Source organism: Agrobacterium sp. FDAARGOS_525 (genome assembly GCF_003938925.1).
Classification (GTDB): Bacteria; Pseudomonadota; Alphaproteobacteria; order Rhizobiales; family Rhizobiaceae; genus Agrobacterium; species Agrobacterium pusense.
The window spans coordinates 1,386,102-1,406,416 of record NZ_RKIU01000004.1 but is presented as its reverse complement, the minus strand read 5'-3'; the positions used below and the strand labels follow the sequence as shown (position 1 = coordinate 1,406,416).

The window sequence follows — 20,315 nt, the reverse complement described above, 5'->3', positions numbered from 1 at the left end:
GTTTTTAATGACGAGGTGTGCCTGTGGATCAGCAAATATCAGTCAAATTCCTGTTCTTCGAAGCCAGTGCATCTGGTCTCGTTGCGGTTGTCCTTATCTTTATTCTCGCGATTTTGGCTATGGGGTTAGCGGCTTACAGAAAATGAGCGTCTGCGCTTCCTGTCTTCCACCGGCATACAGCCCATCTCGTTGTGGATAGAATGGTGTTTTCGAGAACATCATTGACCCAACAGCCGTGCTTCCTCACACTGCGAAGCAGCAAGCAGCACCTCATTTTTTCAAATGGAAAGGTGCGCCCAATGCCCAAGATCACCATCAAGTTTCTCGGACTGGAAGTCTCTGCCCAAGGGGTGTTGTCCGTTTTACTGGCGTCGGTATTGCACTAACCGCGTTGGCAGTAATCTGGGCATATCTCGAAAAGCGAGACCTTCCCCGCGAAAATAGCATTGCAAGCCAAACTCAACGCATGATTTAGTTCGCGGTGGGTAGATTACATATCAGGCGGCTGGAATGTTTCGGGATAATACTGTCTTCATAATTGGTGCTGGTGCGAGCCACGAATTCGGCTTGCCTGTTGGTGAGGCGCTCATGAAACAGATACAGACCAACTCACGCTTTCATTTTGACTTTGGCACGATGAAAGAAGGCGTGGAGCCAATTTTTCGATGCTTGGTCAATAGATATACGAAAAACAACGAAGCAATTAATGCCCGTTTTTTGGCAATGGCTGAAATACATCGGGCGATTGACCATGCTGGCTCAATAGACGAGTTTATAAACCGCCATAACGGCGACGAGATAATCGCAGAGGTAGGAAAGCTACAAATCGCCTACGCAATCTCGAAAGCAGAGCGGTTAAGTAAGATGGCTCAGATCACGCCACAATCAGACCGTTCTTCAGAGCCAGATTTTTCTGACACTTGGATAAAGCCTTTTACGCGAATGCTATTCGATGGCGTCCGAAACAGTGATGTTGAAACCCTCGGGAACAACATAACGATCATATGCTTCAATTACGACCGCTGCATTGAAACGTACTTAGAATACGCCATCGTGAAGACGTTTCGCGATGTCTCGCCAGACATGGCACGACAGATAGTCAAAAACATCAATATTATCCATCCCTATGGAAGCCTTGGCGACCTCCGGCATCATCCATTCGGGGCTGAACCGACGCCAGAACGCGTTTGGGCAATGAGTGAAAATATAGTCACTTGGTCTGAATCCATGAACAGTGACATCTCCCCAAAAATTCAGGATGCAATGACCAACGCGTCAACGGTAATCTTTCTTGGATTTGCCTTTGCTCCGCAAAATATGAAGCTTCTAGAGGTTGAGAATGGGTTCGACGGAACTCTTCGAGAAGTGGAAACCTTCGCTACTGCCTACGGCTACAATGCAGTCATAAATGAGCGACTACAGGCGAAAATTATCGACCTCTTTCCTTCTGAGTTTCCGACGATAGATGAGGACAAAGTTCACATCCAGTATGATATGAAATGCGCCGAATTTCTGAGAGCTCATGGCATGGCTTTGGTGGTGTGATGGGCGAAAGAACGGGCGACGACATTTATATCAGTCCGAAGTACAAAATTGAGCGCTGGAAGGCGCTTGATCTTGATCCGGAAAATCCCAATGAAGACGACTGGAACACGGCGGTCGATATTCTGGATGACCGGATAACGGAGCGTTTCTTAAAACCCGCTCAATATCTTATCAATACACCACTTGAAGGTTCTCAGCCAACGTTCGGTTTCGCAATCCTAGCGTTGGATTTTCTGGTGATAGAAACCATCCAAGGGTTTCGAAAGGGTGTACCTAACCATAACGGAAAAAGCGAAAAGCTTGTAGTCGGCTTCCTCAAGAAATGGAATGCGTTCAGCCAATGCGTGCCCCCGGGCACTGGCGTAAAAGGACAAGCAGAAAGACTATACGTTGATGGGAGATGCGCCCTACATCATAGCGGCACAACGGATAGTCTCATAGTTGGCATCACAGGCGAAATGATCGCTTTCAACGGCGATCAGACGATCCGTATCAATAGAACCGAATTTCACGAGCAATTAGTTGAAGAGTTCAAACGATATTTGAACGAATTAAGAGATCCCGCATCAGCAGATTTGCGAAAAAACTTTAGAAAAAAAATGAACTCGATTTGTGGGATCGCAGAGTGATTAGATGGAACAACGTTAACTGGCTGTTCGTGGCAGGTGTTGCAACTATCGCCTACATGTTCACCTTTGTCTATTGGATAGGGATAGATCGGATTTTGATCTATCCAACAAACAACTCTCTTAATGAAGTCGGCGATTTTATTGCTGGCGTTTTCTCACCGCTAGCATTCATTTGGCTTGTCGCAGCAGTCCTCACGCAAAGACAGGAATTGACTGAAACCCGTGATCAATTCGCTGAGAACCAGAAGGTGGTTGATGCGCAATTGAAAACCATCAACGAACAATCCGATTTGCTTCAGCAACAACACACGCTGGCAGAAGAGACCGCTAAGAAGACCTATCGCTTGAGCCTTTTTCAAGAGCGATACAAAATCTACGAAGAATTTATCGCGTTCGGAGAGAAGCACGAAAAATCAAAATATGATGATGCCTATCTCGAAATGGTCGACTTAACACACAAAGCTTCTTTTGTGTTTGGAAAAGAAATTTACGAATATTTTGGTGAGATCGCTCAGGTAATATACGACCTCGAACAAGATCGCTATGAATCCACAACTTATGAAGATGATGGCGCAGGGAATAGAAAAGCTATCATCACCGATGTAGAGGCGGCAAAAAGAATAAGCGACACGGAGGGTTGGCTCTGGGAGCAATTTTTCCTGTCTGAAGAACGCAAAGACAGGTTCTTTTCGTCGCTCCGCATAAGTGACGAGTAGCTATGATGCCGGAATGGGGAAAATATAATGAACACGAAGCCGGTTAAAAACGACACTGACAACGCTCCGTCAGGTCAACGTCCGTATTGTGGCATTATCATGCCGATTGCCGCAATGGGAAAATACGAGAAATCTCATTGGGATCGGGTGCGTATCATCCTTGATGAAGCGATTGAGGAAGCTGGCTTCCAACCGAGGCTCGTAAGCGAGAGTGAAGACATTGGCGTAATCCATGCAAGGATCGTCCAGAACTTATACGATGATCCAATTGTAGTTTGCGATGTCAGCGGCAAGAACGCAAACGTTATGTTCGAGCTTGGTTTGCGTCTGGCATTCGACAAGCCGACAATCGTCATCAAAGACGACCTAACCGACTACAGTTTTGATACGTCACCAATAGAGCATATTAACTATCGGGCGGACTTACGTTTTGACGATGTGCGTGATTTTAGGAAAAGGCTTGCAGCCGCGATGAAGGGTAGCGTCGCTCAAAAGGAAAAGGATGACACCTATTCCCCCTTCCTTGGGCATTTCGGCAAGTTCAAGTTGACTGGACTTGAAACAAAGACTGTTAGCTCAGACCAATTTATTATCGAACAGCTAAAAAGTCTTCAGGAGCAGGTAACGCGCTTAGTATCTGCGCAGCCAACGAAGGATGCAACTAACTCTCGGTCCTTGGATCAAGTGCTCATGAGAAACAGTTTGAAAAACATGGTTGTGTCCCTTCTCCAAACGCAAGATTTTGATTTGAATGATCAAGTTAATCTTTATAAGTTTTTCGAGACGCTGCATCTGAAGATGAAGGAGCGCGATATCAAAATGTCGGATGCAACTTTCAACAACGTTGTTGCTCCTCTCATAGTCGAGTACAGAAAGGGGAAAAGCGGGTCGCAAAGTCTCGTTTAAGGCTGACTGCGAATCCCGCGCCCACGCGCCGTAGCCCCACTTTTTCATCCAAAAGCATTGGCTTTTTGTAATTATTGGACAATCCGGCATGATTGCTCAACTATTTTGATCGATTGTCTGTGTACGCCAAAGCTCTATACACGGACGCTTTGCTCAATGTGGTTGCTTCCATTATTTCGCGGATGAGAGCGCCATCTGCTCTCATTTTCTGAACCGTAGCGAGAACGCTTGGCGTCAACTGGACCTTACGTCCAAACTTCACGCCTTTGCTCTTTGCTCCAGCAATGCCATCCATCTGGCGTTCCTTGCGAAGATCAGTTTCGAATTCGGCTATCGAGGCGAGAATACCAAACATAAGCTTTCCGTATTTCGAGGTTGTGTCGATTTCCGTCTGATCGAGACATTTAAAGCTAACGCCTCTGTCCTGAAGATCGCCAACGATGCGATAGAGATCGGACGTGGACCTTGCCAGACGGTCGATGCGGGAAACCAAAAACGTGTCACCCTTTCTCGCAAATCGCATGGCTTCTTTCAGCTTTGGTCTCTCCTTGTCCAATCCAGACTTCTTCTCTTCGAATAGATGATCAGGCTCCACCCCGGCATTCAGCAGTCTGTCCCGCTGAACCTCTAATGACTGCCCAACTGATGAAACTCGTGCATAGCCTATGAGCGCCATGTCTTGAAACTCCTAAGATATTATTGGAATAAATTTTAAGACATGAAAAGAGACACGTCAACGACTGCAATCGAATACGTCTCACTGAGTTTACATTTTGAGACACTACAAGCCCTGAGAAAAGGGCTTTGAATAGCTGATTGAAAATCGGAATTTGGTAATGTCCAAAATTACCACTTCGGCGTCTAAGTTCGAATGATGTCCATAATTCTTGCTCCGCTATCTCTTATAGAGAATTATGGACATATTGCCTTTTACTTCATGGACATCTTTGACGACCTTTGATCATCTAATCAAATCAATTTGAAAGGAAATAATTAGAGCAAGCATGTTGAGCGAAGCGAGACATGCGAAGCTATTTGCGAAGCAAATTCCTGTACGATCACTTGAAATATAATCAATCAACCAATTACCAATCTCAATTAGATTCAATCTTTCGCATGAACCTCACTTCGTTCGGTATTCGCTTCGCTCATGATTTAAGGTTGTAATTATTCGGTCAGTTACGAGCAGAACGAATGAGCGAAGCGAATGAGTGAATGCGCATTCCCTTTCTTGAAAGAAAAGCGTTACGCGTACCACTACTGATGCACTGAGACGCCGGAAGTGTAATTTTGGATACAAGAATTTGTCGGAAATCGATCTTTCTAGTTGATTTTTCTATCAATTTAAGCTAATATGACCAATCTTAATCGAGACCTCCGTTCTCGGAAAATAATCAAAAATAATTCGATTAAGACCTGTTTTCTGGCTTTTTCAGAAACAAAACCCCTAAATATATCGAAGTTAAGAAAAGGTCCTGCAAGTCCTTTCGTTGACTTTACGAACGGGACTGCTGATCTTTTCACAACCTTATTGCATTCAAATCTCTCGCAATATCGGGTTTCCGAAGGTTCTTTGCAGGACCGCCTTCGGAAACCTTTTTTTATTGCCGATTTTAGAGAACAGAAATGCAAAAAATTTATTACGTATCCGCGCCTGTTGGCGCTGGTAAATCATACGCGCTTTTGGACCATATCAATAAGACCACTCACGCTGCGCATATTATCGCAACACAAACGAACGCCGTTTCTGACGAGCATGCGAGCCAGCTTCCAAACGCTAGTCTCATCAATTCGGAAGAGAAAGGCACATCGGCGTGGTCTCAACTTCGGGATCAAATTGACGATGAACATTCCGTGTTAATCTGCAATCAGCAAGTCGTTCTGAACCAATTTGGTCGATCAATTGACAGACATCTCTACATGGATGAGCTTCCTGATATTCATAAACGATTGCAGACCCGATCAAAGATCACGGGCTTCGCGAAGGTCTTTCTTCCCAAAATAATTTACATAACAGATGACACGAACAAGTCCTTCATCCAAATCTTTCCGACGCCTGAACTGGACCTGATCGCAAGGGAGGGTTTCGGCGTATTCAGCGGTGAAGATCGTGAGCTTTTGGAAGAAGTCGCGCAAGCTGCTCGTTCCCCTCATCACTTGGTTTATCTGGAAGCGGCTCCTTGGCGTTTCGTGTTGGCTGGAGAGGAACGTAAGCTCACATTTCACATCATCACGTTGCCTTCGATTTTTCGGCAATTCGAGGCTACGACACTTCTCGGCGCTAACGCAGAAAACTCACTAGCAACACTGGTCTGGACAAAGCTCGGTCTTGTCGAGTTCGAACCGCATCCGATGGGTGGCAATCTTCAGTACAATGATCTCTCTCATAAAGCTGATCTGGTGAACCTGTACTACTTCTCTGAACTCGCAGCCTCAAAGACTCTGTTCGATAATAAGGAGTTTGGCGGAAGGGCGAAACTCTTTGGTGCCGTTCGAGATGCTGTGTCGCGCATGTACAATGGCAAAACGCCGCCACATATCGTATGTTTCAACAAAGATTTTCTCAAACCTGAGAACATTTGGACTTTGCCGAATGCTGAAATCATCAGCCCTGATAGCCGTGGCATAAACAAGTTCAAGGACAGGACGGTAGCGATTTGCTTGGCGGCACTAAACGACACTCCAGATACTATCAACTTCTTCCAGTCGGTGTTCGGTATCAGTGGTGAAAAACTCGCCGCAGCAAGGACATATGAGCGATACAGCCAATTCTTTGGACGTACAGCCCTTCGGGACTACCAATCAAAACAGACGGTCGATTTATTCTGTTTTGACCACGAACAGGCGATGTTCATGCAGGAGCTTATTCCCGGAGTTAGAAAGCCACAAATGATTGATCTAGTGAACCCGGAACCCGCGCTAAAGAAAATCATTCGCACCAAGCAGAAAGACATGACGGTTGAAGAGCGCCGTGAGTATGATCGTAAACAGAAAGCTATCCAGCGCGCTCGAAAGAGAGCCGCTGCCGCTGAACAGGTCGCGCAACTATAACTCGTGAAACTAGGGGGTGCGAGTCACCCCCAACACCCCCTGCTGCATTTCCTGTTTATTTTTATCAGGTCATCCAGAATTTTTTTGCGCTCATAGCCTTTCGAATGGGGCTTATGGGCATTCCGGCAAATTCAGCAGATTGTTCGGTTCGTCACCGTCTGCCGTTGTTTTCAGATATTTGTTGCCGAAACGACTGACCGAAACAATGACATCCACTTGGTCGCCGGTAGGCTGTTCCACATAGAATGCCTCAGTCCGCTTCTCGATGCGAGAAATCACTTCGTCAGTAGTCAATGTCCATTGAGTCTGTCCCACGCCTCCCACGTGAGTTATGCGGTTATAAATGTCATTTCTAGGCTGCTTCTTTATCACCGGATTCTGAATCTGCCTGCCATAGAAATCCTCCTTTACCTAAAGCAGGAGAAATATGGCATATCGAAAAGTTAGATAAAACTAAAATATACAACTTCTTGTGGATAGATAATTATAGGGACACGTTCACATACCCACGCCGCACTTCCTGCTTCTTTTTATCAGGTCATGGGTGAAGCTTCACCATTATCCGGTGCCGGAACCCCATAATTGAGCGGTGGCAACATATGAACAAGCTTCGGAAACGCCGAATAGATCAGTGCCACCACGTCATTCAATTTCTGGCGGGCTTCTTCAGTGAGCGGCACTTTGAGCAGCTTCTTTTCGAACGTAGAGAGATAATCATCTCCTTGAACGTTTCCGATTATGAACTGTTGCCCGCCCTCGATATCGACCGCGTGCAATTTGACCTCTTCCAGCGAACCCACTGCTTCAGCCCTATGACCAGCGGCATGGCGAGCAATATTGTAGTTTGGAAATGCCCGTTCCAGTTCGCCCGCAGCTTTTCGCAGGCTGTCTGCATCAGAGTCCGCCTTGATCGTCTCGGTAAAGCGCATGTTCGCCCTTATCTGCATTAAGGCTTTCCCGACATGAAAGAGCGTCATAGCGGCTTCTCTGCCTGCCATTTCGTCCCAATTCTTCAACAGATGCATATGGTTGTTGAAAACGAGCGTGTTAGGTTCTTCTGTGCGTAGGACGCTCTCTCGCAGGTCTTGGACGTGTCGGTGAAGCCCAACAGCAGATGCGTAGTCGTTTACGTAGGAACTGAGATTTCGCAGATTGAGCAACGAAATCATCGAATGGTGCTGTTCTTCCTCGGTCGGGAGTGCTGCAACAAACTCTTTGAGTTCAGCAGCATCATAAACACCCGGCGTACCCGGCACAAAGCTGTGGTTCATATCTAATCCCTGTGATTTCGAGATGCAGCCCGTTTTGCGAGCCGATTCGCAAAAAATAATAGAGAGGGCAATTACGCCTAAATCCCGGCATGTTTTCCCGGCTCAAATCATCTGCCATTATCGGCACAATTGCCGTGTTCTCGGCTCGAACCGTGGCTTCTCTACTACGGGCTTGGATGCGGAACGCTTTCCAGATCGCTTATTGAGTTGAACAAGACCAGCCGAGTGATTGAGAAAAGCCACGCCAATGAATGTTCGTGATTGATCGATTGGACGCCCTGAGCGGAGAGAAGACGAATACAGCGCGTAGGCATTTTATGGAGAATCGTATGAGTTTAAATGCTCCTAACCGTTGGAAGCAAATGATCGCCGTTTCCATCGACCAGCAATACAGCGCAAAAGCCGCAAGGCTTTTCGGAACGCCCGCGATATTTACTCAAGGTCGGCACAGCTTCATATGGGCACGATTCACGTCTCATCGTGGAGACGATGAAAGGGTAGTTTGGGATTTGTCCACTCTGCTCAACGATCTTCCAGAAGACGCTTGGTACATCGACTGGAAAAACTCACGATATTGATCACCAGCGGGTAATCTACCGCCTTCAATCGCCATGTTGCTTTTGGTGCAGGGAAGCTCATCTGAAGCGTGGGTCCTGCGGCACTATCAGTCCACCGCCCGTGCTTTGCTTTTCACGCTTTTTCAATCTCGCGTTTTCGATACCGGGCGGAAAAATAGATGCCAGCTTTCGGCACGCCTTCCAGTGTTCATAATTCATTTCTGTCATCCCTGTCAGAACAACAGCCATTGTAAACAGCGCGTTCAACTCGTGCGCTCTTCGAGAAACGGCTTGTTTATCAATCCTTGGATCGCGCTTTAAAATTTCCGCTTCATCCTTCAGGAAATCCGCTTCGGCTTTTTCCATCTCTTGTCGCGACAAATAAGCCGGGAACTGATTTTCTCTGGCTTTGAAGCACGCAAGGAGCAAATCGTGGGCTTCGTAAAGGTCCAGCAACGCCGCGACATTGATATTGTCGTATTCGGTCATCCCCGCGCTCGGTGAGACATTGGCGGACGGTTGCTGATCTGTCTGCGCTTTAGCGTGATCGGCGTTAGCGCTTTTGTTTCCTAAAGCGGGAACTTCATTTGCGCCGCTCATTTCTCGTTTGCTTTTGAAAGCGCTGATATTGTCGTCGATGTCTTCATAGCAGACGTCTGAATCGCCAATTGGATGCTTCGCCAACGAGTCCCAGGTTCCGGCATTGAAGATCATTGACTCAAGTACACATTGATCGCCATCCCGCCACGTCGCAATCAGAAGCCGACTGCCCGCAATGTGCTTTAGCGTCACAGGTCCGGCTTCCTCACCGCCATACGGAAAGCGAACCTGCTGACCTGTTTTGAGATCGCTTACGAAGGCTATCGAACAACTCGACCCACAGCCGATTTGCGTAATCGCATATTGACCGGCGAAATTTACCCCTGCCTTCATGCCGTTGGAGATGCGTGTGCGAAAAGTGGCGAAGTCGCGATCCCTACCTTTGAAATCGGGGAGTCTGATCGGACCTGAGTAGATGCCGGATACAGGAAATCTGTCCATAGACAAGAAGGGAAGATCGGAATCCGAGACTACTTCAGTGTCGTTGCCCTCATCCATTCCTTCGTTGTCGAGAGCTTCCTCTTGAGCAATGGCGCGCTCATCCCAGAGCGACGCCATAAGATCGTATCTTCGATACAATTCGTCAGCGCTCAGGATTTTGATAGTCGTGATACAGCGGTTTTGACGAACCACCTCGACAAAGCGTGCGCTGCCTTTTTGTCGATAGATGGAAACGACGCTGCCATCCTTTCGTCCGATATCTTCAGAATGGGATTTTAAATCCGCATTGTGGCGTTGAATATCTGCTTCCTTCAGGCAAGCAGAATTGGCGACTGTTGCCGATACGACAACCGCAAGAAACGAAATGCCAGAGAGTTTCGCAAGCATCAGCAATCCATCAGTTGCATTAAAATCTACAGGGCACGCGGGCGAATATTTCGCCTCTGATCTCCAAATTAGACGACCTTCGGTCTGGTGAAGAGTACGAACATCCCAAGGACGATTGCGCCTAATACCCACACAGTCAGCACCATCGCCAAACCAATACCTGTTCCGATTGCCGCTCCGGCTTGTTCCGCACCCGTAAGTGTCCCCATATCTTTCGTGGCAGCATTGAAGCCTGCAACAGCCCATAACAGCATCAGTGCGTTGAATCCGATGAAGGACCATTTGAACAGTTTCCCGAAGAAACCGCGCTTTGGCTTGCGAAGCTGTGTACCGCAAGATGGGCATTTGAATGCCGCGTCGCTGACGTTGTTGTTGCATTCCGGGCAGCTGATAATCGCCATGATCAATTCTCCTATTTGGAAATGTCAGTGAATTTGAAAAGGAATTCTGGAGCGGTCATTGCGCCGCGAATGGTAATGCTTTGTTCGAACAAACCGTCCGCTTCAGCGCGGATGAAGTTGCCGGAAACCTTTACCTTGTCGCCAACCGACATATTTACGAGGGCAGCGTAAAGCGGAGTTCCCTTTTCGATCAGGGTCGAATGCAGGACATCCGAGATGGCATTGTTCCATGTTGCGAGGTCAATGTTTGAAGCGACGCGAACGGTGACAACCGCATCGCCGTCATTGTTCGTTTCCAGCTTGTGGAGCGTACCCGACCATCCTTCAGCGCGAAGCTGTCCACCGACCGCTTTCAAGATCGCCATACGGCGTTCGTCTCGCAGAATACTTTGCTGAAGCTCATTTCCGGCAGAGTCGAAACGGGTTTTGTAATCGCTGATTGCCGCGATGAAAGTTGCCTGCTGTTCTGGTAAAGGCGCGACGGTGGATTTGATGGCTGACGCAGACGCGGCGGTAGCACTGTCGCCAGCAGCCGCGCCTTTCTCCGATTCACCCGAACCAAAAATTACGCTGGTAATCACCAATGCGGCGAAACCGCCGACCATTAATTTCAGAGCGCCAAATCGCTTTTGAGGCGCGCCGCACTGCGCGCACGCCTTAGCACTCACGGAAACCTGCTTGTGGCAGACCCTGCATGCGGTCCACAAAGTTTTGGATTTCAAGTTATCCCCCAAATGCCTACGACTCGTTGTCCAATAAATTAAATACCATTCCTGCCGTTTTGGCATAATTGGTTCTTATGTATATTTGAAGTCCCCAATTGAAAAATTGGGGCTTTTTTTGTCGAAATCGCTAAACTCGTCGGAACATGAGCAACTGATCCGTATGATTACGCGTAAGCGGCACGCGGCTGGCTATACGCAAGAGTTTGTTTCGAACGCCATCGGGCAGCATCAGTCCTACATGGCTAAACTGGAAACGGGTCAACGCCGCCTCGACGTCGTTGAGTACATAGCTATTGCTAAGGTAATTGGGTTTGACCCGGCAGCGGAGCTTCACGTTTTAGCCGCTCAATTCGATTTGAAATCGTTCCGGGGGTAGATCGTGGTGGATGCGGCTACCTTACCGGCTGAATTCACCGCCATGAAATCCGTGCCCACCACAGATGATGAAACGCGGGTATGTTTGACGTCGGGGGGGCGGGCATGGCGTCACCGCAGCTTCCAACCCTATCCCGGTCGCGTGTATCCGTTAAAACTTTCCGCTGGTTACGCGAACCTTCAATTGCGGGCAGAGAAAAATTGATGTGGTTGAATTTATTATATTAGCATAGGCAATTGGTTTCGACGCCAGTTGCGAATTGCAGAAACAGCTTCCACAAATATCAAAGTAATACTTTATTGATGCGCAAGGCATTACACACTACGAGGCTATCTCTGTCGCCCGGGCGATGACTTCTAAAGGGCTGTATGCATGATAGATCAAGCTTACTGTAAACAATTGACCGTATACCTTCATATAGCAACGTAAGCCCATACCCGTCACCGTAGACCCCACGCATTCCTTTTTGCGAATGTCCCTGCAATTGATCCATGATAGCGCTATCCACACGGCTATCACGACATGCCTGTTCAAAAGAATGCCGCAGCGAGTGCCAGACCTTTTTGGGTCCTTTGATACGTGCTTTGCCCAGAAGCTTGTTGAACATCTTCGACGCATGGCGGTGTCTTTGAGTCGCTGGGCCTATCGGAATGTCCGGAAAGAGCCGGTTTCCGTTTGGAATAGTTTGTACGAAATCTATGAAACCGAGTTCGATGAGCGTCGGATGAACCGGAATATTGCGAAGTGAAGATTCGTTCTTAACCCTTTTTCCAGTCTGCTCTTCTTCGTGATCATTGATGTCGATGAACCAGATGCCGTCCTCACAACCAATATCTTCCCGCATAAGCTGGACGACTTCCATCAGCCTTGCCCCCGCGAACAATGCCAGCAGAGGAACCCAAAAGCGCCCGTGGGAATGCATCGAGATGTCACCGGGATCATACCAAGATTTTTCGGTTCTAACGCCTGTGAAAACCGGGCTTCGGAAGAGCTTATTCAATTCATCAGATGTGAATCCATGGCGCTTGTCTTTCTTGCTCCCGTTGCGTGAAGGGGGCGGGATCATTGGCTGCACGATATTCTGGAGAGCGTGATCATATTCGGTACGTGACCAGCCGAAGACGATGTTCGCGGCGGTCATGATCTGCCTCACACTTTCGGAAGACAAACCGGATAGACCAAGTTTCTTTGCCTGCTCCGCAATCTGAATTCTGGAAAGTCCCTTTAGCTCCTTCCGCCCATGTGATTGCGGTGGCACAGCAAAAAGCGTGCTCTTCAGAAGACGGATATCGTTCTGGGTATATCGGTTTAAAGGCTTGTCACCGCAGATGTCGATGAATTGTTTGATCTGCGACCGACGAGTAGCATCGGTCTTTGCGCTCCATTTTTTCTCACGACCGACCAGATTGAAGCATTCATTCGAGATGATCGACATAAGTGGAAGATCGCCCGAAGTTGACTTGCTGATGGAAACTTCAGTTGTACCGAGGCTAATCATTTCATACGGGAGAAACTCCTGCCATGCATGAAGCGCCTTTAGTTCGGCGTCCATCAACGCTTTAACAAGTATCGCGCGCCGAACAGTCGACAAATCGGGAATCTGTCGTTTGGCAATTATATCCCACTCGTGAAAAGCACCGGTTTCCTTTGCTTGTTTAATAGCTGCCATACGTGCGGTCACGTGAAGCCGATTCACGAGAGACAGAAGGGACGCAAGGTCGTTCTGCTTGCGGCAATCCTCAATGAAGGCCCCGTAGCCAATAGGAAGGCTGATCTGATGCAGATAGGCTTCAAGATCATCAGAGGCAGCCCGAAAAGCCGCCGATCTTCGTCCCATTTCCTCCGCTTCGACCGAATTAGCATGATCAGCGACAATACGTTTGAAGGCAGGATTACCCTTCACTCGTGATCCACTGCTCGAAGCGAATAACACCAAATCATCGTTATGGTCAGTCCGAAACTGAGCAAAACCATTATCCACATTAACAATTACTGCCGGAAGCCGCCGAACAGCGTCTCTAAAATCGCGTGTCTTGAGGGATATTTGTTCGATCTGCTTGCCATACAAAGAACGAATGTCAGCAGGCACCTTGACCCGATGATAATAATAGCCATTCGGATGCAAATAAAGGCGATGACGTTTTAGCATTTCGGACCGATTGACTTTCACACCAGTATCAAAATCGGTGTGAAAAAGCTGCGTTAAGATCCGAAATTCAACAAAATCAAAGCAAAAGAGCGCGATCCACGGCGACCGATGGAGATTTACGATCCTGGGCGCCTACAAAAGTAGGTGGGCACCGTGTGTCCAGCCCCACGGGACTGGCCAGGGACAGCTCCCTTTGGATCGAGTATGGCCCCAGGGATTGTGGTTCCTGTCGAGAAGCGCAGAACGCATTCCAGATATAGGACGGATCGGGAAAAACCGCCAGAGGCGCAGAGCGAAATTTTATCGCTTCGGAATTCCGGATGATCAGTGTGCCGCCGGTTTTGGGCGGTCCAGCAATTTTTCGGTAATGCCGTTCAGCCGGTCGGCCAGATCGCCGATGGCAAGCGCCACCATCTCATCCGACTTCGCCTTGTGCTCGGCCATGCCATCGCGATTGCGGGAGAGGGATGCCACCTCACCTTCCAGCTTCTCGATCTTGCGGTTGAGCTCGGAAAGCTCGTCCATCACCATGATACCGGCCATCACCGTTAGCCTCAGGTCGCCGATTTCTCCGAACTGGCTCTTGAGATGCCCGACATACCGGTCGAAACGGGTGGCGAGGTCGGTCAGGTGGTCTTCCTGGCCTGCTTCGCACGCCATGCGATAGGCCTTTCCGTCGATCATAACAGTAACTTGCGCCATGATACCGCTCCTATCGATCCAGCACCGCGCGGATCGTCTCCATGGCCGTCACCAGCCGGCGCGAAACCTCGCGATTGACTTCTTCAAGACGGTTAGCGCGAAACTCGGCCTGGTCCAGTTCCTGCGCCAGTCTGGCGCGGTCGACATGGACGCGCTTCACCTCGTTATCGATCTCGCCGGTCTCTCTCTGCCGCTCGATACGCACATCGATGGCATTTTCGAGATTTGTGATGGCAGCATTCAGCTCCGTCAGCGCAGATTGTAAGGTCTTCTCAGCCGACATCGTTTTTTCCAACTCGCACGCCACCGGCCGAATCGTCCGGTTTCAGGCCATTTAAACGCTCACGAGGTTATTACCCGATTTACCATCCCGTCAATCAAACCAGTGCATTGTGGCGTTTTGCTCTGTGGATGAACGAAGAAACCGGGCCGGACGGGACACGAAATCCGTTCCAGCCCCCGCTTTGCGAAACGATTTTTATCGACCGCAGAACCGCAATTGCCCGTCGATTTATTGACTTGCCTGCCTCACCTGCTATGGATCAACCCGCTTTTTGGATAGTTGCGTAAAACTATCTCCTTTCACCCGGAAACAGACGGAAAAGCCATGATTTCTCGCGACAAACACAACCGGATGGCAAATGCGATCCGCTTTCTTGCCATGGATGCAGTGGAGAAGGCCAACTCAGGCCATCCCGGTCTGCCGATGGGCGCCGCTGATGTCGCCACCGTTCTCTTCACCCGTTATCTGAAATTCGATCCCAAGGCGCCGCTCTGGCCGGATCGCGACCGTTTCGTGCTGTCGGCAGGTCATGGTTCGATGCTTCTTTACTCGCTGCTCTATCTTACGGGCTACGAGGACATGACGATCGACGAGATCAAGCGTTTCCGTCAATTCGGTTCCAAGACCGCTGGCCATCCTGAATATGGCCACGCCACCGGCATCGAAACGACCACCGGTCCGCTCGGCCAGGGCATCGCCAACGCCGTGGGCATGGCAATCGCCGAACGCAAGCTGGAAGAGGAGTTCGGCTCCGACCTGCAGAGCCACTTCACTTATGTACTGTGCGGCGACGGCTGCCTCATGGAAGGCATCAGCCACGAAGCCATCGCGCTTGCCGGCCATTTGAAGCTTAACAAGCTCGTTCTCTTCTGGGATGACAACAACATCACCATCGACGGCGAAGTTGGCCTCTCCGACAGCACCGACCAGATTGCCCGTTTCCAGGCGGTTCACTGGAACACCATCCGTGTTGACGGCCATGATCCGGATGCGATCGCCGCTGCCATCGAAGCCGCACAGAAATCGGACCGCCCGACCTTCATCGCCTGCAAGACCGTCATCGGTTTCGGCGCGCCCAACAAGCAGGGCACCCATAAGGTTCATGGCAACCCGCTCGGCGCAGAAGAAATCGCTGCGGCCCGCAAGAGCCTGAACTGGGAAGCCGAAGCTTTCGTCATTCCGGAAGACGTGCTGGATGCATGGCGTCTTGCCGGTCTGCGCTCCACCAAGACGCGTCAGGACTGGGAAGCCCGCCTCGAAGCCGCTGAGGCCGGCAAGAAAGCCGAGTTCAAGCGCCGCTTCGCCGGCGACCTGACGGGCAATTTCGATAGCTCGATCGATGCTTTCAAGAAGAAGATCATCGAGAACAACCCGACCGTTGCGACCCGCAAGGCCTCGGAAGACTCGCTCGAAGTCATTAACGGCGTGCTGCCGGAAATGATCGGCGGTTCTGCCGACCTGACGCCGTCCAACAACACCAAGACCAGCCAGATGAAGTCCATCACGCCGACGGACTTCTCCGGCCGTTACCTGCACTACGGCATCCGCGAACACGGCATGGCTGCTGCCATGAACGGCATCGCACTGCATGGCGGTCTCATTCCTTATGCGGGCGGCTTCCTGATCTTCTCGGACTACTGCCGTCCGTCGATCCGTCTTGCCGCGCTCATGGGCATCCGTGTCGTCCACGTTCTGACGCATGATTCCATCGGCGTTGGTGAAGACGGCCCGACCCACCAGCCGGTGGAGCAGATCGCTGCCCTTCGCGCCATTCCTAACCTGCTCGTCTTCCGCCCGGCGGATGAGACCGAGACGGCGGAATGCTGGCAGCTGGCGCTGGAACAGAAGCATCGTCCGTCTGCGCTGGCCCTCACCCGCCAGAATCTCGCTCCTTCGCGCAAGGAATATGAAGAGAAGAACCTGTCTGCTTACGGCGCCTACGAACTCGTCTCCGCCAGCGACGCCAAGGTTTCGATCTTCGCTTCCGGTTCGGAGGTCGAAGTGGCTCTGAAAGCGGCCGCAACGCTGAAGGACAAGGGCGTATCCGCCCGCGTCGTTTCCGTTCCCTGCTTCGAACTCTTCAAGGAACAGCCGGAAACCTATCGCAACGCCATCATCGGCAAGGCTCCGGTCAAGATCGCGGTGGAAGCCGCCATCCGCCAGGGCTGGGATTACTTCATCGGTAACGATGGCGCTTTCGTCGGCATGCACTCCTTTGGAGCGTCCGCCCCGGCGAAGGATCTCTTCAAGCACTTCGGTATCACGGCAGAAGCTGTCGTCGCCGCAGTCGAGGCAAAACTTGCGTAAGGGCTTCCCAAGCCCTCACCATTCAGCAAAGACCAAGCCCATTCTTGATCGGGAGACTGTAAATGACTGTAAAAGTTGCCATTAACGGCTTCGGCCGCATCGGCCGCAATGTTTTGCGCGCCATCGTCGAATCCGGCCGCACCGATATCGAAGTCGTCGCCATCAACGACCTCGGCCCGGTTGAAACCAACGCTCACCTGCTGCGCTACGATTCGATCCACGGCAAGTTCCCGGCCGACGTCAAGGTCGAAGGCGACACCATCATCGTTGGCGGTGGCAAGCCGATCAAGGTGACGGCCGTTCGCGACCCGGCAACGCTGCCGCACAAGGAACTGGGCGTCGATATCGCGCTTGAGTGCACCGGCATCTTCACAGCCCGCGACAAGGCTGCTGCCCATCTGACGGCCGGCGCCAAGCGCGTCATCGTTTCGGCTCCCGCTGACGGCGCCGACCTCACCGTCGTCTTCGGTGTCAACCATGACCAGCTGACGAAAGATCACCTCGTCATCTCCAACGCATCCTGCACCACCAACTGCCTCGTGCCGGTCGTGAAGGTTCTCGATGACGCCGTTGGCATCGATCATGGCTTCATGACCACGATCCACTCCTACACCGGCGACCAGCCGACGCTGGACACCATGCACAAGGATCTGTACCGCGCCCGCGCCGCAGCCCTGTCCATGATCCCGACCTCGACGGGCGCCGCAAAGGCTGTTGGCCTCGTCCTGCCACACCTCAAGGGCAAGCTTGACGGCACGTCGATCCGCGTTCCGACCCCGAACGTGTCGGTCGTCGACTTCAAGTTCGTGGCCAAGAAGAGCACGACGGTTGCCGAAATCAACGCAGCCATCAAGGCGGCTTCCGACGGCCAGCTGAAGGGCATCCTCGGCTATACCGACGAGCCGCTGGTTTCCCGCGATTTCAACCACGACAGCCACTCGTCGATCTTTGCCAATGACCAGACCAAGGTCATGGAAGGCAACTTCGTGCGCGTCCTGTCCTGGTACGACAACGAGTGGGGCTTCTCCAACCGCATGTCGGACACGGCTGTCGCCTTCGCGAAGACCATCTAACGAATACTCATCAGTCGATGCATTCCGGCGGGAGCGATCCCGCCGGATTTTTTATTCCCGGTTTTCCTCTACAGTGCCGCCATGTTTTCAATTTCCTGCCTTTGTCTGGTCCATTTTGAAACGGACAAGGGACGCAGGGATAACGGTCGTGCGCAATGCACTTCGGCCCTGCCGTATCTTTCGATACACCCCGCCTTGCGTTACCTTTCAACGCCGCCGACCGAGCGCTGACAGACCGCAACCCGTGGCGCATTGACTGCGAACGTGCAGAGCAATCATTGCGGTGGCCAGCGCGGCGTGAAAGAGGCGGTGGACGTGGAATCATTTTATCTGTTGTTGCTGGTGGCAACTGTTCTTGTCCTCGTCGCCGCCTTCTCGAGCCTCATCGCCTACCGATTCGGCGCGCCGCTGCTGCTGCTCTTCCTTGTGATTGGACTTGCGGCGGGTGTGGACGGACTCGGTATCGAATTCACCAACAACCCTCTCGCCTATATGCTCGGTTCACTGGTACTTGCCGTCATCCTGTTCGACTCCGGGTTTGGCACGTCGATCCAGTCTTTCCGGCTTTCCGCGGCACCGGCAATGGCGCTTGCCACGGTCGGCGTTATTCTCACATCCGTCTTTTTCGCGGGCGCAGCCGCCCTCCTGCTCGGGCTCTCCTGGCTCGAGGGCCTGCTGCTCGGTGCCATCGTCGCCTCCACCGATGCGGCAGCGGTGTTTTTCCTGCTGCGCATCGGCGGCATCCACATCCGCGATCAGGTACGCTCCACGCTGGAGGTCGAATCCGGCACCAACGATCCAATGGCCATCTTCCTCACAGTCGCCCTGGTCGAGATCATCGCCAAAGGACAGGGCCTGGCCGGTATCGACAGCGGTTTTCTGCTGCTTTTTGTTGAGGAAATGGGCCTCGGTGTGATCGTCGGCGTGCTGGGCGGTCTCATGATCGCCGCCGTGGTCAACCGTTTTGCCGCCGATCGGGGACTGGCGCCGATCTTTGTGCTTGCGTTGGCGCTGCTCGTGTTTTCCTTCACCGGCACGATTGGCGGCAGCGGCTTTCTGGCGGTCTATGTCGCCGGCATTGTCGCCGGCAATCGCAGGATCTTCGCCAAGGAAACGATCCGTCGCTTCCACGAAGGGCTGACGTGGCTGGCACAGATCATCATGTTCCTGATGCTCGGCCTGCTTGCCACGCCGTCGCAGTTTCCTGCAATCGCAATTCCAGCCATCCTGCTGGCGCTGTTCCTGATCTTCGTCGCCCGTCCGCTCGCGGTCTGGCTCAGCCTCATGCCGTTTAACTACACCCAACAGGAAACCTCTTTCGTCGCCTGGGTGGGCCTGCGCGGCGCCGTCTCCATCCTGCTTGCCATCATGCCCATCCTCGGCGGACTTGATGACGCCCAGATCTATTTCAATGCCGCCTTCATCATCGTGCTGGTATCGCTCCTCGTGCAGGGCTGGACCATCAAACCGGTGGCAACAAGGCTGGGGCTGATCGTGCCGCCACGCATGGGCGAGGTGGACAAGCTGGAGGTTGACCTTCCCGGCACGGCCAATCACGAACTGATTTCCTACCGCGTGGCAAAGGGCAGCGCCATCCTGCAGGGCGAGCGCATTCCCCGCTGGGCGATGCCTTCGCTGGTGGTGCGTGACGGTAAATCGATTCGCTACCAATATGCCGGGCGACTGCGTGAAAATGATCTTGTCTATCTCTTCATCGCCCCCGGTTATTCCCGCCTGATCGACCGGCTCTTCGCGAGCGCCCTGCCCGTCGCCGATGACGACGCCGATTTCTTCGGCACCTTCGCGATCTCTCCCGCCCGGCCGGCGAAGGAGCTTGATGCCGCCTATGGTCCCGGCCTGCTTGCGCCAGCAGAACAGGCAATGAGCATCGCAGAACTCATCGAGACACGTCTTGCCGGACGGGCCGATTATGCCGACCGCGTGCGCCTCGGCTCCATCGTCCTGATCGTGCGAACTTTGGACGAACATGAGGCGATAGCGGGTGTCGGAATTTCGCTGGAGCCGGTCGAACCGGCTACCACCCTGCCGATCTTCATCAGCTTCTCGGAAATTTTCAAACGGGTGCGTGACTATCTGGCGCAGCGGCGTCACTCGCGTTCCACCGCTACCGCACAAGACGTGGTCGCACCTTCAAACACCGTGAGAGAAAATGAAGCCTGACCGGCTTGCGTCGGC

19 protein-coding genes and 1 other RNA gene are annotated in these 20,315 nt (G+C 51.6%); 10 read left to right on the top strand and 10 right to left on the bottom strand.

All coding sequences use genetic code 11. The features are described 5' to 3' along the window. Nucleotides 1-510 precede the first annotated feature (510 nt). The 4 genes from EGT36_RS22855 to EGT36_RS22840 are packed head-to-tail and all read left to right on the top strand — an operon-like array spanning nucleotide 511 to nucleotide 3,796. Nucleotides 511-1,545 carry an SIR2 family protein gene (locus EGT36_RS22855; protein ID WP_125271113.1) on the top strand — a complete coding sequence of 345 codons (1,035 nt, stop codon included), beginning with the start codon at nucleotides 511-513 and terminating at the stop codon, nucleotides 1,543-1,545. After that, nucleotides 1,545-2,174: a hypothetical protein gene (locus EGT36_RS22850; RefSeq protein WP_172965697.1), complete on the top strand. Its 630-nt coding sequence runs from the start codon at nucleotides 1,545-1,547 to the stop codon at nucleotides 2,172-2,174. The genes EGT36_RS22855 and EGT36_RS22850 overlap by 1 nt, the downstream gene beginning before the upstream one ends. After that, nucleotides 2,171-2,890, top strand: coding sequence for a hypothetical protein (locus EGT36_RS22845; protein ID WP_125271111.1), 720 nt, complete (start codon nucleotides 2,171-2,173; stop codon nucleotides 2,888-2,890). The genes EGT36_RS22850 and EGT36_RS22845 overlap by 4 nt, the downstream gene beginning before the upstream one ends. A 27-nt stretch (nucleotides 2,891-2,917) precedes the next feature. Beyond that, nucleotides 2,918-3,796 carry an RNA helicase gene (locus EGT36_RS22840; protein WP_125271110.1) on the top strand — a complete coding sequence of 293 codons (879 nt, stop codon included), beginning with the start codon at nucleotides 2,918-2,920 and terminating at the stop codon, nucleotides 3,794-3,796. Nucleotides 3,797-3,896: 100 nt separating this feature from the next. Here EGT36_RS22840 and EGT36_RS22835 read toward each other — a convergent pair whose 3' ends face one another. Beyond that, complete coding sequence (locus EGT36_RS22835; protein ID WP_125271109.1) at nucleotides 3,897-4,472, bottom strand: recombinase family protein; 576 nt, start codon at nucleotides 4,470-4,472, stop codon at nucleotides 3,897-3,899. Nucleotides 4,473-5,422: 950 nt separating this feature from the next. Here EGT36_RS22835 and EGT36_RS22830 point away from each other — a divergent pair. Then, nucleotides 5,423-6,847 carry a hypothetical protein gene (locus EGT36_RS22830; protein WP_125271108.1) on the top strand — a complete coding sequence of 475 codons (1,425 nt, stop codon included), beginning with the start codon at nucleotides 5,423-5,425 and terminating at the stop codon, nucleotides 6,845-6,847. 111 nt (nucleotides 6,848-6,958) lie between these two features. Here the strand turns inward: EGT36_RS22830 and EGT36_RS22825 are convergent, their stop codons facing one another. Then, entirely contained in the window at nucleotides 6,959-7,219 is a 261-nt protein-coding gene (locus EGT36_RS22825; protein WP_286084329.1) for a DUF3892 domain-containing protein, read from the bottom strand. A gap of 161 nt (nucleotides 7,220-7,380) precedes the next feature. Beyond that, on the bottom strand, nucleotides 7,381-8,118 hold the full coding sequence (locus tag EGT36_RS22820; RefSeq protein WP_125271106.1) for a hypothetical protein: 738 nt from the start codon (nucleotides 8,116-8,118) through the stop codon (nucleotides 7,381-7,383). A 329-nt stretch (nucleotides 8,119-8,447) separates the two neighbouring features. Here EGT36_RS22820 and EGT36_RS22815 point away from each other — a divergent pair, with 329 nt between their 5' ends. Further along, complete coding sequence (locus EGT36_RS22815) at nucleotides 8,448-8,696, top strand: hypothetical protein (RefSeq protein WP_125271105.1); 249 nt, start codon at nucleotides 8,448-8,450, stop codon at nucleotides 8,694-8,696. A 57-nt stretch (nucleotides 8,697-8,753) separates the two neighbouring features. Here the strand turns inward: EGT36_RS22815 and EGT36_RS22810 are convergent, their stop codons facing one another. From EGT36_RS22810 to EGT36_RS22800, 3 genes are all read right to left on the bottom strand, one after another. After that, nucleotides 8,754-10,103 (bottom strand): hypothetical protein, encoded by a 1,350-nt coding sequence (locus EGT36_RS22810; RefSeq protein WP_125271104.1) that lies wholly within the window; start codon nucleotides 10,101-10,103, stop codon nucleotides 8,754-8,756. Between the two features lie 68 nt (nucleotides 10,104-10,171). After that, nucleotides 10,172-10,504, bottom strand: coding sequence for a zinc ribbon domain-containing protein (locus EGT36_RS22805; RefSeq protein WP_125271103.1), 333 nt, complete (start codon nucleotides 10,502-10,504; stop codon nucleotides 10,172-10,174). Nucleotides 10,505-10,515: 11 nt separating this feature from the next. Next, on the bottom strand, nucleotides 10,516-11,172 hold the full coding sequence (locus EGT36_RS22800; protein ID WP_125271102.1) for a hypothetical protein: 657 nt from the start codon (nucleotides 11,170-11,172) through the stop codon (nucleotides 10,516-10,518). Between the two features lie 217 nt (nucleotides 11,173-11,389). On the opposite strand from EGT36_RS22800, the gene EGT36_RS31365 reads away from it, so the two are divergent. After that, entirely contained in the window at nucleotides 11,390-11,605 is a 216-nt protein-coding gene (locus EGT36_RS31365; protein ID WP_112540194.1) for a helix-turn-helix domain-containing protein, read from the top strand. A 283-nt stretch (nucleotides 11,606-11,888) separates the two neighbouring features. On the opposite strand, the gene EGT36_RS22790 is transcribed toward EGT36_RS31365, so the two are convergent. The 4 genes from EGT36_RS22790 to EGT36_RS22775 form a co-directional block, all read right to left on the bottom strand. Beyond that, nucleotides 11,889-13,775: a site-specific integrase gene (locus tag EGT36_RS22790; protein ID WP_125271101.1), complete on the bottom strand. Its 1,887-nt coding sequence runs from the start codon at nucleotides 13,773-13,775 to the stop codon at nucleotides 11,889-11,891. Nucleotides 13,776-13,843: 68 nt separating this feature from the next. Next, nucleotides 13,844-14,002: non-coding RNA, 6S RNA (gene ssrS / locus EGT36_RS22785), on the bottom strand. 76 nt (nucleotides 14,003-14,078) lie between these two features. Beyond that, complete coding sequence (locus tag EGT36_RS22780; protein ID WP_004445763.1) at nucleotides 14,079-14,456, bottom strand: cell division protein ZapA; 378 nt, start codon at nucleotides 14,454-14,456, stop codon at nucleotides 14,079-14,081. A 10-nt stretch (nucleotides 14,457-14,466) separates the two neighbouring features. Further along, a complete protein-coding gene (locus EGT36_RS22775; protein WP_037091971.1) occupies nucleotides 14,467-14,739 on the bottom strand; it encodes a DUF4164 domain-containing protein in 273 nt (90 codons plus the stop codon). A 324-nt stretch (nucleotides 14,740-15,063) separates the two neighbouring features. Between EGT36_RS22775 and tkt the strand changes: the two genes are divergently transcribed. The 3 genes from tkt (at nucleotide 15,064) to EGT36_RS22760 (ending at nucleotide 20,300) form a co-directional block, all read left to right on the top strand. Further along, entirely contained in the window at nucleotides 15,064-17,046 is a 1,983-nt protein-coding gene (gene tkt / locus EGT36_RS22770) for a transketolase (protein ID WP_004445766.1), read from the top strand. A 62-nt stretch (nucleotides 17,047-17,108) separates the two neighbouring features. Continuing rightward, a complete protein-coding gene (gene gap / locus EGT36_RS22765) occupies nucleotides 17,109-18,119 on the top strand; it encodes a type I glyceraldehyde-3-phosphate dehydrogenase (RefSeq protein WP_004445768.1) in 1,011 nt (336 codons plus the stop codon). A gap of 315 nt (nucleotides 18,120-18,434) precedes the next feature. Next, a complete protein-coding gene (locus EGT36_RS22760) occupies nucleotides 18,435-20,300 on the top strand; it encodes a potassium/proton antiporter (protein ID WP_022563051.1) in 1,866 nt (621 codons plus the stop codon). Nucleotides 20,301-20,315 lie beyond the last annotated feature (15 nt).